This is a genomic window from Paenibacillus sp. ALE3, assembly GCF_054113405.1.
The window spans coordinates 1,210,020-1,222,729 of sequence record NZ_CM134214.1; the positions used below are offsets into that span (position 1 = coordinate 1,210,020).

Sequence of the window (12,710 nt, forward strand, 5' to 3'; positions counted from 1 at the left end):
TCAGCCTTGAGAGAGACATAGAATGAGAGTTGAGTATAAAACTGAAGTAAGATGGGGGAATGAAAAATGAGCCAGTTAACGGAAGAAACATGGGTAGCGGACATTGTGGAAGAAATACCCAAAACAAGTGACTTGTTCCGTAAACTACGGATTGACTTCTGCTGTGGCGGGAAAATATCGCTCCGTGAAGCAGCTGCTAGCCGGGGGCTTCACGCTGGTGAACTGCTGGCGCGGGTGCATGAAGTGGAGGAAAATCAGGCACAGCACAAGCAAATGCAACCTTCCTCACTCGAACCCAAAGAACTGATCGCCTATATTCAGAATGAGTATCACACAAAGTTATGTGAAGAACTAGCGGCGCTCACACCGTATATTACCAAACTAACGCGGGTTCATGGCGAACGTTATTCGCACCTAAAGCGAGTGAATGAACTTTATACCTTGCTTAAACAGAAGTTAACGATACATATTCAATTCAAGGAAAGCCTCCTGTTTCCGTTGATTCAAGCGTTTTTTCAAGACTCGGCATTTGAGCGTGTGGACGCACTTCACTTTCATTTATCCGAGTTGCAAGAGGAGCATCAAGCGATTGTGGATATACTGCAGGAGCTGCGCTTGATTACCAATGGCTTTGAGCCGCTGCAGGAAGCTTGTGGTACGCATCGACTTGTATTGAAGCGTTTGGAGGATCTGGAAGCAGACATTTATAATCATATTCTTCTTGAGAATTGTACCTTAGTTGAACGTACCAGACAGGCACAACTCCATTCATAATGTAACCTCTCACTTAATGACAGGCTGAACGTAAGGAGCCAATAAAATGAAGAAATTTGTTAAACATAGTCAGGCACTCTTTTTTATTTTTGCCATTGTGTTATTACTTGCGGGGTGCGGTGCGGGGCAACAATCACCTTCAAGTGGTAGCAGCACGGCCCAGAATGAGGTCTCCGGCCAGGATTCATCGAACAAGGCTGAAACTGTTGATCTGACCATTTCCGCAGCCGCGAGCTTAACAGATGCACTCAAAGAAATTCAACCGTTGTACGAATCATCCCATAAAGGTATTAAATTGAATTTCAACTTTGGTGGTTCTGGTGCACTGGAAAAGCAGATTGAGCAAGGAGCTCCATCGGATTTGTTTTTGTCTGCTTCGAAGAAAAACATGAAGTCTCTCGTAGATCAGCAGTTAATCGAGAGCAATCAACAAAAAACATGGCTGACGAACGAGTTGGTAGTGGTGATCCCTGCAGATGGGACGATGAGCATCACGAGTGTAAAGGATTTAACGCAAAGCGAAGTGAAAAAGGTAGCAATCGGTATTCCTGAGAGTGTTCCTGCAGGCAAATATGCACAGGAAGCACTGACGAACGTAAAGCTTTGGGATGTGCTACAGGACAAGCTCGTTCAGGCAAAAGATGTTAGACAAGTGCTGCAATATGTGGAAACGGGTAACGCAGATGTCGGATTTGTGTATAAGACAGATGCGTTGACTTCGCAAAAGGCGAAAATTGCCTTTGAGGTGGACTCTAAAACTTATTCAACGGTTGAGTACCCTATCGGGATCATCAAAGCTTCCAAGCACATCCAAGAAGCCGAAAGCTTCTATGAATACCTTCAATCGCAAGAAGCTCTGAATATTATGGCTAAGTATGGATTTACCATACCGAAGTGAGCATGCAGGCTATAGATTGGAACGAATATTGGCCTCCGATCCGATTATCGTTACAGGTTGCACTGTTATCCAGCGTTTTGGTGATCCTATTAGGCTTGTTTGCGGCATGGTCCATGTCGCGGTTAGGATTATTCAAAGGGAAAACACTCGTTGAAACCGTGCTTATGCTGCCTTTGGTACTCCCACCAACGGTAGTTGGATTTTTACTGTTAATCTTACTCGGACGAAAAAGTTGGTTTGGACGTTTGGTGGAGCAATGGTTTGGCGAGCCTATTGTATTTTCATGGTGGGCTGGGGTTGTGGCCGCGGTGGTTGTGGCTTTTCCTCTAGTCTATCGAACACTGAGAATGGGATTCGCTTCAGTGGATCAGGACTTGGAAAACGCGGGACGCTCAATGGGGGCAAATGAATGGCAGGTCTTTCGATATATCACCTTTCCGTTGATTTTCTCTTCTTTTAAAGCGGCCTTTATACTCGGGTTTGCCCGTGGGCTGGGCGAATTCGGGGCTACGCTGATGATTGCCGGAAATATTCCGGGTAAAACACAAACGATCCCTACAGCCATCTATATTGCAGTAGATTCTGGTCATCTTCCTATGGCCTGGGTATGGACATGCTCTATTATACTGATTTCCTTTATGATGCTCCTGTTAACAGGCCAAAAGAAAAATTAATTTATTCATACAAGCTTCCCTCTGGTAGAGGGGGCTTTTTTTGTATCTTTCCATAGAACGAGGGATTTTCTATAGCGCTATAGGACATTCCCTAATGGGAACGGAGATGAATGAATTACATAATGAGAGTAAGCGAATGAATCTTCCCCGTGAGTTTGCGATGGGCTGATTCATTCTGAAAAGGAGCGTTGATCACCGATGAAAAAAAAATACAGTCTCAACTTCTTCAAGCCAATCGAGAGCTATTCTGGAAATTGGTCAATCCTTGAAGAAAAAAATAGAGAATGGGAAAACGTGTATCGCCAGCGTTGGTCTCATGACAAAGTGATTCGTACGACGCATGGTGTTAACTGTACTGGCTCCTGTAGCTGGAAGGTTTTTGTTAAGAATGGCATCATCACCTGGGAAAATCAGCAAATCGATTACCCCTCCTGCGGTCCAGACATGCCGGAATTTGAGCCGCGTGGATGCCCGCGTGGGGCTTCATTTTCTTGGTATGAATACAGCCCGTTACGTGTGAAATATCCATATATGCGCGGTAAGTTGTTGCGACTCTGGCAAGCTGCCCTCAAGGAGCATAGCAATCCGGTAGACGCATGGGCCAGCATTGTGGAAGATCCAGAGAAAGCCAAACTCTACAAATCGGCTCGCGGCAAAGGCGGCCATGTTCGTGTGGCTTGGGATGATGTTCTGCACCTGATTTCGGCTCAATTAATTTACACAATCCGTAAGTACGGTCCTGACCGGATTGCAGGCTTCACCCCCATTCCGGCGATGTCAATGATTAGCTACGCCTCGGGAGCTCGGTTCATTTCTCTGCTTGGTGGGGAGATGTTGAGCTTTTACGATTGGTATGCCGATCTTCCGCCTGCTTCTCCTCAAATTTGGGGTGAGCAAACGGACGTACCTGAATCCTCAGATTGGTACAACGCAGGTTATCTGATCATGTGGGGCTCGAACGTGCCGCTTACCCGGACGCCAGATGCCCATTTTATGACGGAAGTACGCTATAAAGGAACGAAGGTTGTATCCGTGGCTCCGGATTTGGCGGAAAATGTGAAGTTCGCTGATAACTGGCTTGCACCTAATCCAGGTACAGACGCCGCTGTGGCACAGGCGATGACGCATGTCATTCTGGATGAGTTCTATCAAGAACGCCAGGAACCTATGTTCATTAACTATGCCAAGCAATATACAGATATGCCATTCATGATTCTGCTTGATCCCCACGAAGGAGCCTGGAAAGGCGGACGTTTTCTGCGGGCCAGCGATCTGGGGGATGCTTCACAACATGCAGATTGGAAACCGGTCATATTCGATGAAGTAGCAGGCGAAATGATGGTTCCGAACGGTACAATGGGACAGCGCTGGGAGCAAGATAAGAAATGGAATCTGATCTTGGAGCGGGAAGACGGAACAAAGGTTGAACCTGCGCTCACGGTGGTAGGTCATGACGAGCAATGGGAAGAAATCATATTCCCTTATTTTGATAACGCAGGTAACGGAACGTTTAAACGTGTCATTCCGGCGAAAAAAGTACGTCTGGCTGATGGTTCAGAGCGTTTCGTAGCCACCGTATATGATTTGATGATGAGCCAGTATGGTGTCGCTCGCAATGATAGCCCTCATAATGCAAAGGACTATTACGATGCAGCTTGTCATTATACTCCTGCCTGGCAGGAAAAGATCACGGGAGTCAAGGCATCGGTTGTAGTGCAAGTTGCTCGCGAATTTGCTCAAAACGCAATCGACACCCAAGGACGTTCTATGATCATTATGGGGGCGGGTATCAATCACTGGTTCAACAGTGACACCATTTATCGCTCCATCTTGAACCTGGTCGTGCTGACTGCTTCTCAAGGTGTCAACGGCGGAGGCTGGGCGCATTATGTAGGTCAAGAGAAGTGCCGTCCTATTGAAGGCTGGTCAACGATTGCCTTTGCAAAAGACTGGCAGGGACCGGCTCGATTGCAAAATGCTACTTCATTTTTCTATTTTGCAACAGAACAGTGGCGCTATGAAGAAAGTGGCACCGACACATTGAAATCACCGACTGCGGGAGATGTCAGTTACCAGCATCCGGCGGACTACAATGTGCTTGCTGCCCGGTTGGGTTGGATGCCTTCTTACCCGCAGTTTAATAAAAACAGCCTGCTATTCGCTGAAGAAGCAGCGCAATTAGGCAAGAAGTCAAACGAGGAAATCATTAACCATACTGTGGAAGAGATTAAATCGCGTAAGACCCGTTTCGCTATTGAAGATCCAGGGGCAGCAGAGAACTTCCCGCGTTCACTCTTTATTTGGCGGTCCAACCTCATTTCCAGCTCGGCCAAGGGACAGGAATATTTCATGAAGCATTTGCTCGGAGCCTCCGACGCGCTGCTTGCCCGACCGAACGAAGATCAGAAGCCAGAGGAAATCGTTTGGCGGGAAGATGTAGAAGGAAAGCTTGATTTGATGGTCGCACTTGATTTCCGGATGACCACAACGCCATTGTACGCGGATGTCGTACTTCCGGCGGCAACCTGGTATGAGAAGACGGATTTGTCCTCAACAGACATGCACCCGTTCGTACATCCATTTAATCCGGCGGTAAATCCGCTTTGGGAATCCCGCTCAGACTGGGATATTTACCGTCAGCTGTCTGAAACCTTCTCGAACATGGCCAAAGTGCATCTGCCGGGAATATATAAAGACCTTGTAACTGCACCGCTTGGACATGATTCTATAGGCGAAATTTCGCAGCCGATGGGTCTTGTCAAGGATTGGACGAAGGGCGAGGTCGCTGCTGTACCGGGTAAAACTATGCCTAATTTCAGCATCGTAGAACGCGATTACACGAAAATCTACGATAAGTATGTCTCGCTCGGTCCCAATTTGGCTACAGGAAAAACGGGCGCGCACGGCGTTAGCTTCTCGGTAGCGGAGGAATATGAGGAATTGAAGAAGCTGAACGGGGTCTATTACGATGAGTCCATCAAAGATGGACTGCCGAAAATCCAGACAGCTCGCCAAGTGGCCGATACGATCCTCCATCTGTCGTCGGCAACCAATGGTCGTGTCTCCCAAAAAGCCTACGAAGAGGCGGAAAAGGATCACGGAGTGAAGCTGATGGACATCTCAGCCGACCGCGCTGCCGAGAAAATCACGTTCCAAAGCATTACAGCGCAGCCGCGTGAAGTTATACCGACACCGGTATTCAGTGGCTCCAACAAACAGGGACGTCGCTACTCGCCATTTACCACGAATATTGAGCGTCTCGTTCCGTTTCGGACTTTGACAGGCAGACAGCATTTCTATATCGATCATGAAATCTTCCAGCAGTTTGGGGAGTCGCTGCCTATCTATAAACCGACTTTGCCACCGATGGTATTCGGCACGCGTGATCGGGAAATCAAGGGTGGTCAGGATTCACTGGTGCTTCGTTATCTGACTCCACACGGGAAATGGAATATTCACTCCACCTACCAGGATAATCAGCATATGCTTACGCTATTCCGCGGAGGTCCTACGGTATGGATCAATAACGAAGATGCAGCGACTCATGCTATTGCCGACAATGACTGGCTGGAGGTGTACAACCGTAACGGTGTCGTAACCGCCCGGGCAGTTGTCAGCCACCGGATGCCAAGAGGAACGATGTTTATGTACCATGCTCAAGATAAGCACATTCAAGTGCCAGGCTCCGAAATCACGGATACACGCGGGGGCAGTCATAATGCGCCAACAAGAATTCATCTCAAACCGACCCAGATGGTTGGTGGATACGCTCAGCTTAGCTACGGATTCAACTATTACGGTCCGATCGGCAACCAGCGCGATGTGTACGTAGCGGTACGTAAAATGAAGGAGGTTAACTGGCTTGAAGATTAAAGCTCAAATTGCCATGGTCATGAACCTGGATAAATGTATTGGCTGCCATACGTGCAGCGTGACGTGTAAAACAACTTGGACAAACCGCAAAGGTGCGGAATATATGTGGTTCAACAACGTGGAAACCAAACCTGGTATTGGGTATCCAAAACGCTGGGAAGACCAGGAGCAGTATAAGGGCGGCTGGCAGCTTCGCAAAGGGAAGCTTGAACTGAAGTCAGGGAACAAGCTGTCCAAGATAGCGCTAGGTAAAATTTTCTACAACCCCGATATGCCTGAAATGAAAGATTATTATGAGCCGTGGACTTACAATTATGAACATTTGACCAACGCTAAAGAGCAGAAGCATTCTCCGGTAGCACGTGCACAATCTGCTGTAACAGGCGAAAAAATGGATCTGAATTGGGGACCAAACTGGGAAGACGATTTGGCAGGCACCCATGTGACAGGACCTCTTGATCCCAATATTCAGAAAATCGAAGAAGAGATTAAATTCAATTTCGAAAAGTCATTCATGTTGTATCTCCCTCGGCTTTGCGAGCACTGTCTGAATCCGAGCTGTGTCGCGTCCTGCCCTTCGGGTGCTATGTACAAACGGGACGAGGATGGCATCGTGCTCGTGGATCAGGAAGCATGTCGCGGCTGGCGATATTGCATGACGGGTTGTCCATACAAGAAAGTGTACTTCAACTGGCAGACGAACAAAGCAGAAAAATGTACCTTCTGCTTCCCGCGCGTGGAAGCCGGGTTGCCAACCGTCTGCTCCGAGACATGTACTGGACGAATTCGTTACCTTGGCGTTCTATTGTATGACGCGGATAAGGTGCAAGAGGCTGCTTCTAAAGAGGATGAGAAAGATCTGTATAAAGCACAGTGTGATTTATTCTTGGACCCAAGTGATCCGGCAGTGATTGCGCAGGCCAAAAAAGATGGGATCTCGCAAGACTGGATTGAGGCAGCGCAGAACTCACCGGTCTACAAGCTTGCGATTGAATATAAGCTGGCATTCCCGCTTCATCCGGAATACCGCACGTTGCCGATGGTCTGGTATGTACCACCACTTAGTCCGATCATGAATTACTTTGAAGGGAAAGACTCCATCGAGAATCCGGATATGATCTTTCCAGCTATCGAAGAAATGCGCACGCCTATTCAGTATCTTGCCAATATGTTGACGGCGGGCGACACCCAGACGGTGAAAGAATCGCTGCAGCGGATGGCTATGATGCGCTCCTATATGCGCGCCCAGTCCACAGGACAATCTTTCGATGAAAGCCGTCTGGAACGCACTGGCATGACAGCACGTCAGGCAGAGCAAATGTACCGGCTTCTGGCCATTGCCAAATACGAGGACCGTTTCGTCATTCCGACATCGCATAAAGAGGGTTATGCCAATCCATATCGCGCCCAAGGAGCTGCCGGTTACGGTGATACTTTAGGGACTATGGATAGTTGTGGAACTCAAGGAGCTGGCTGTAGCGGTTGTAGCCTGGGAAGCTCCACAGGAATGGAAGAGCCTTCGAAAACAGGCAAGCAAATGTATGAAGAAAACTTCTACGGGGGTATTTGGCGTGATTAATGTAGCGAAACTGTATGAATTCAAGCCTTCATTCGGGTTTTTCGCCCAACAACTCATGTACCCAGAAAAGCTGGATTTTCATCCGGCTTTTCTGGAAGCATCCTTTAATCCGGATCATCCTGCGTATACGCATGCTAATATGTACTGGTCTTTGATGCAAGAGTTTAGTATGGAAGAAATCCAGGAAATGTATACGGAAACTTTTGATTTTCAAAAAAATTGCGCACTATATATGACTTACTTCAAGTTCGAAGATGCAAAGGAAAGAGGACAAATGCTGGTCAAGTTAAAGGTCCTCTATGAAATGTATGGTCTTGAAATGCCAGATGGAGAGCTGCCTGATTATCTGCCGCTCATGTGTGAATTTCTATATGCCGCTGAATGGGTGCAGGATGCAAAGACGACAGAAAACTTCCGCATGCCCATCGCGATTTTGGAAGACGGCACCTATCATTTGCTTAAAGCGCTGGAAAAAATGGAAAGCCCGTATTTTCATCTGGTCAAGGGACTGCGCGAAACGCTTAAAGCTTGCGTAGAACAGGAGGCAGCCGCGTTATGATGATGGAGCAGTTTTTATGGGTCATTTTCCCTTATATGTGCGTGGTCATCTTTATCGTAGGTCATATCTTCCGCTATAGAACTGACCAGTTCAATTGGACGGCAAAATCGAGTGAATTTATTGAAAAGAAACAATTGATGATTGGAAGTCTCTTATTCCACTTGGGGATTATTCCTGTTATATTTGGTCATGTGTCTGGTCTGGGCATACCCAAAACCTGGATGCATGCGCTGGGTGTAAACGATCATCTATATCACATTGGAGCGGTCTATATTGGTGGAATATTTGGGGCTATGACGTTCCTGGGGATGTTGATACTTACCTCTCGACGTTTTACAATTCGTAATGTGCGCCGTTTAAGTACAGCTTCTGATTTGATTGTAAATGTATTGCTGTTGGCGCTTGTATGCATGGGGATGTTTGCAACTCTCGTAACGAATGCGGTACAGCCTGAATTCGATTATCGGGAGACGATCTCAATCTGGTTCCGCGGCCTGTTCATATTCCGTGTCGACCCGACACTGATGAGAGATGTACCGATTTCTTTCAAGCTTCATGTACTTATGGGTTTTGCGATTTTTGCGTTCTGGCCGTTTACCCGGCTTGTACATGTGTGGAGCGTTCCGTTGAATTATGTGCGCAGAAGTTATATCCTGTACAGAAGACATAAATCGAACTAGGAAAGCGGGCCCTGCCTTCTTTCCTAGTTTTATTAGGAGAGAGTGATGAATAATAAGATGGATTATCAAAGGGAGCTTGAGCGAATACGCGAACATTTCGGTTATGATTTTATGGCACTTGCTCTGGTTGAACCGGCCGAATATCAATACGTCATTAAATGGAAAAATGCCGCTGGCAATTTAAATGATCGATTTAAGCGGATTGTGCTGCAATCTGGAAAGGGCATAGCAGGAGTCGTGTTTAAAACCGGGAAGTCTGTCTTTATTCCATCTGTTCATCAATATGTTGGGGCAGAGAACCTATTTAACTATCCGATCGTTCAATCCGAAAAGCTCAAGAGTCTCGGGGCTGTGCCTCTGTGGAACGATGCTCGCGTCGCGGGCGTACTATTGGGTGGATTTCGAGAAGAACAACTGATGACCGAAGCCATGATGCGTGATTTGGAAGCCTTGGCACATGAGGGATTTGGAGAGTTGAACGGGAAGGAAGTGATTTGAATTGACATTGTCTATAGGGACAGACTCTTTGAGTGCGCTAATGGTAAAGATGTTTGAGAACAGCACAGAAGCTATCTTCTTTTTTGATAGGGAAGGGAAAACCCTAGCCATGAATCCGGCGGCTGAGGAGATTGTAGGCGATGACGTTCTCATTCAACTCTATGAAGGACAGGACAGAGCTTTATGCGGAACATGCAGGGGTTATACAAGCGACACAGAGCCTCGCACCTGCCTTGACTGTTACTTCAATGTGCCTGAATCCGACAAATTTGCTTCTTTTCAAGTCTATTTGGAAACCAAAAGCAATGGCATGGTTCCCTATGCCGCTTCTTTTCACACCGTTGATTCTACAAATGGAATCCGGGTGCTGATGCTGAGAGATTTGACCCCGCAATTTCAGACGCAGGAAAAATTATATCAAAACAAAATGATGAAGCATGTCATTGAAGCACAGGAAAATGAGCGAAAACGGCTTTCCAGGGAACTGCACGACAGTGTCGCCCAGGAATTGATGAGCGCGGTTGTTGAACTACGGGTGCTAAAATACATGACGAATGATGATCAGCTCATTAAAAACATGAAGCAGACGGAAGCATCCATGACACGCTTGCTGGATGATATCCGTAACCTGTCTGTGGAACTCCGGCCTGCCACCCTTGATGATTTTGGACTTGAAGCGGCATTCCGTTCCCACTTTAAGCGGGTCGAGCAAAGCTTTGGTCTAGTGGTTGAGTTCGCATCTGATCTTCCCCAAAAGCGGTATGGAAGCGAAAAAGAAACAGTCATTTACCGCGTCTGCCAGGAGGCTGTGCTCAATGCGTTGAAGTATGCCCAGGTCGACACCATTAAAGTTTCTTTGTCCGAGCATGAACATTCGCTTCGTTTAACTGTAGAGGATGATGGGATTGGCTTTGATAAAGGGGGCAAACCTATTGGAACGGGACTTGGTCTGTATGGTATGCAGGAGCGAGCAGAGCTGGTAGGTGGAAGTTTTGGCGTCCTTTCTAATGTTGGTCAAGGAACCAAAGTCTTTTTACAAATTCCGATTGGACATGAGGAGGAATAGAAACTTGATCAAAATTGTATTAGCGGATGACCATGCCATTGTACGAAGTGGATTTTCCATGATTCTCAACTTCCAATCGGATATGGAGGTTGTGGGAACGGCTGCGGACGGTATTGAAGCGTATACTATGGTAGCTAAACATAAGCCGGATATTCTCATTATGGACCTTAGTATGCCTCCAGGCGAAAGTGGATTGATCGCTACAGGCAAAATTAAAGAGGACCACCCCGATACTAAAATTCTGATTTTAACCATGCATGATGACGAAGAATATTTATTTCATATCTTGAAGAACGGTGCTTCAGGGTATGTTTTGAAAAATGCACCCGATGAGGAGCTACTGCTTGCCATACGAACCATTCATGGGGGTGGGACTTATATCCATCCTAAAATGGCTACTTCTCTTGTGCGTGAGTTCATCAAGAAAGATACAACCTCACAAACAGAGGATCCGTATGAGATCCTGTCCAAGCGTGAGTTGGAGATTCTCCCTCTGGTCGCAAAGGGATACGGTAACAAGGAAGTTGCCGAAAAGCTGTTCATCTCTGTCAAGACCGTGGAAGCGAACAAAGCTAAAATCATGGAGAAATTGAATTTAAAAAGCCGGCCTGAGCTGGTCCAGTATGCTTTAAAGAAAAAAATGCTGGATTTTTAGTTTATGAAGAAGATCATTTTTAGTCCAATAATTTATCTAGAATGAATCAAGCAGCTTCTTACGGGAAGCGGCTTTTTTTATTTTCAGGGACTCCCCTGACTGGGAAAGGGGAGTCCCCTATATTCGAAAGGAACGGCTAGCGGCTACAATAGGAACAGAAAAATACAAATCAATCATTCGACAGAAAAAAGTTGAAAAGGTGAGTTAAATGATTAGAAAAATGCAGTTGCCGCTACAAACATTGAACTTGATTCTTGGATTCATGGTGTGGGTCATCATTTCTTCCCTCATGCCGTTCATTACGGAGGATATCGTGATTCCACCCGGAAAACTGGCCATGGTTACGGCGATTCCGGTCGTGCTTGGATCGATTCTGCGCATTCCGCTTGGTTATTATGCCAATATTTTCGGGGCGAGAATCGTTTTCCTCGTTAGCTTTGTTTTGCTTTTGTTTCCGGTCTACTATATCAGTGAAGCTTCTACGATGACGGATTTAATTATCGGTGGCTTATTCCTTGGAATTGGGGGAGCGGTGTTCTCGGTTGGAGTGACTTCACTGCCCAAGTATTATCCGAAGGAAAGACATGGCTTTGTCAACGGGATGTATGGTGTGGGCAACTTGGGGACAGCGGTAACGACTTTCTCTGCTCCAATTGTAGCAACACAGGTAGGATGGGCACTTACAGTCAAGCTGTACCTTATTCTATTGCTTGTTTTTATCGTTTTGAACTTCTTCTTTGGGGACCGTCATGAAGCTAAAGTCAAAACCCCGATTATGGAGCAAATCAAAGGGGTTTACAAAAATGAAAAGCTTTGGTTTTTCTCGCTCTTTTATTTTATTACGTTTGGCTCATTTGTAGCTTTTACGGTGTATCTACCGAATTTTCTCGTATCAAACTTTGAACTGGATAAAGTGGATGCAGGGATGCGTACAGCAGGCTTTATCGCGATTGCCACATTCTTCCGCCCAATCGGTGGCTGGCTGGCGGATCGTTTTCAGCCCTTGTTCCTGCTGGTAGGTACGTTTGCTGTGTATACGGTTGCTGCGATTCTTCTGGCTTTTTCACCAGACATCACCTTGTATACCGTAGGGTGCTTGGCTATCGCTGTGAGTGCAGGAATCGGGAACGGTGTCATTTTCAAGCTAGTTCCATTTTATTTTAATAAACAGGCAGGTATAGTGAACGGAATTGTATCCATGATGGGTGGCCTGGGTGGCTTTTTCCCTCCGATCTTGTTATCGACGATTCATGCCGCTACTGGCCAATATTCCATTGGGTTCATGCTGCTCTCCCAAGTGGCACTGGCTAGCCTGATTCTCGTCATATGGCTATATTATCAAGCACGTTTCCCTGTAGCTGCCGAGCAGAACCACTTTGAGAAACAAAAGGAACTTCAGCAGTAAAGCATTAAGAGTGAATAAATTATAAAGGCACCTTTAACGTTTCTAGCGA

The 12,710-nt window shown here is 46.5% G+C and carries 11 protein-coding genes; all 11 read left to right on the forward strand.

The annotated features are described in order from the left end of the window. Positions 1 to 66 precede the first annotated feature (66 nt). Positions 67 to 774 carry a DUF542 domain-containing protein gene (locus ACXHJ2_RS05505; RefSeq protein WP_165081894.1) on the forward strand — a complete coding sequence of 236 codons (708 nt, stop codon included), beginning with the start codon at positions 67 to 69 and terminating at the stop codon, positions 772 to 774. 46 nt (positions 775 to 820) lie between these two features. Continuing rightward, positions 821 to 1,672, forward strand: a complete 852-nt coding sequence (modA, locus tag ACXHJ2_RS05510) for a molybdate ABC transporter substrate-binding protein (RefSeq protein WP_165081896.1) — start codon at positions 821 to 823, stop codon at positions 1,670 to 1,672. A gap of 2 nt (positions 1,673 to 1,674) precedes the next feature. Further along, entirely contained in the window at positions 1,675 to 2,346 is a 672-nt protein-coding gene (modB, locus tag ACXHJ2_RS05515) for a molybdate ABC transporter permease subunit (protein ID WP_238791056.1), read from the forward strand. 198 nt (positions 2,347 to 2,544) lie between these two features. Then, positions 2,545 to 6,219, forward strand: coding sequence for a nitrate reductase subunit alpha (locus ACXHJ2_RS05520; RefSeq protein ID WP_165081898.1), 3,675 nt, complete (start codon positions 2,545 to 2,547; stop codon positions 6,217 to 6,219). After that, positions 6,209 to 7,798, forward strand: coding sequence for a nitrate reductase subunit beta (narH, locus tag ACXHJ2_RS05525; RefSeq protein WP_016324613.1), 1,590 nt, complete (start codon positions 6,209 to 6,211; stop codon positions 7,796 to 7,798). The genes ACXHJ2_RS05520 and narH overlap by 11 nt, the downstream gene beginning before the upstream one ends. After that, a complete protein-coding gene (gene narJ / locus ACXHJ2_RS05530; RefSeq protein WP_013372382.1) occupies positions 7,791 to 8,357 on the forward strand; it encodes a nitrate reductase molybdenum cofactor assembly chaperone in 567 nt (188 codons plus the stop codon). Before narH ends, narJ begins: the two co-directional genes overlap by 8 nt. Beyond that, positions 8,354 to 9,037 carry a respiratory nitrate reductase subunit gamma gene (gene narI / locus ACXHJ2_RS05535; RefSeq protein WP_013372381.1) on the forward strand — a complete coding sequence of 228 codons (684 nt, stop codon included), beginning with the start codon at positions 8,354 to 8,356 and terminating at the stop codon, positions 9,035 to 9,037. The genes narJ and narI overlap by 4 nt, the downstream gene beginning before the upstream one ends. Positions 9,038 to 9,082: 45 nt before the next feature. After that, positions 9,083 to 9,535 (forward strand): GAF domain-containing protein, encoded by a 453-nt coding sequence (locus tag ACXHJ2_RS05540; RefSeq protein ID WP_013372380.1) that lies wholly within the window; start codon positions 9,083 to 9,085, stop codon positions 9,533 to 9,535. 1 nt (position 9,536) lies between these two features. Beyond that, complete coding sequence (locus ACXHJ2_RS05545) at positions 9,537 to 10,601, forward strand: ATP-binding protein (RefSeq protein WP_165081900.1); 1,065 nt, start codon at positions 9,537 to 9,539, stop codon at positions 10,599 to 10,601. A 7-nt stretch (positions 10,602 to 10,608) separates the two neighbouring features. Then, positions 10,609 to 11,256, forward strand: coding sequence for a response regulator transcription factor (locus tag ACXHJ2_RS05550; RefSeq protein ID WP_040103856.1), 648 nt, complete (start codon positions 10,609 to 10,611; stop codon positions 11,254 to 11,256). A 208-nt stretch (positions 11,257 to 11,464) separates the two neighbouring features. Beyond that, positions 11,465 to 12,661 (forward strand): nitrate/nitrite transporter, encoded by a 1,197-nt coding sequence (locus ACXHJ2_RS05555; RefSeq protein WP_165081902.1) that lies wholly within the window; start codon positions 11,465 to 11,467, stop codon positions 12,659 to 12,661. The last annotated feature ends 49 nt before the right edge of the window (positions 12,662 to 12,710 follow it).

Bases quoted from the DNA above. Each gene is read 5' to 3' on its own strand.
- modB (WP_238791056.1), top strand. From the start codon at position 1,675: ATGCAGGCTATAGATTGGAACGAATATTGGCCTCCGATCCGATTATCG.
- ACXHJ2_RS05540 (WP_013372380.1), top strand. From the start codon at position 9,083: ATGAATAATAAGATGGATTATCAAAGGGAGCTTGAGCGAATACGCGAA.
- narI (WP_013372381.1), top strand. From the start codon at position 8,354: ATGATGATGGAGCAGTTTTTATGGGTCATTTTCCCTTATATGTGCGTG.
- ACXHJ2_RS05520 (WP_165081898.1), top strand. From the start codon at position 2,545: ATGAAAAAAAAATACAGTCTCAACTTCTTCAAGCCAATCGAGAGCTAT.
- ACXHJ2_RS05505 (WP_165081894.1), top strand. From the start codon at position 67: ATGAGCCAGTTAACGGAAGAAACATGGGTAGCGGACATTGTGGAAGAA.
- ACXHJ2_RS05555 (WP_165081902.1), top strand. From the start codon at position 11,465: ATGATTAGAAAAATGCAGTTGCCGCTACAAACATTGAACTTGATTCTT.
- modA (WP_165081896.1), top strand. From the start codon at position 821: ATGAAGAAATTTGTTAAACATAGTCAGGCACTCTTTTTTATTTTTGCC.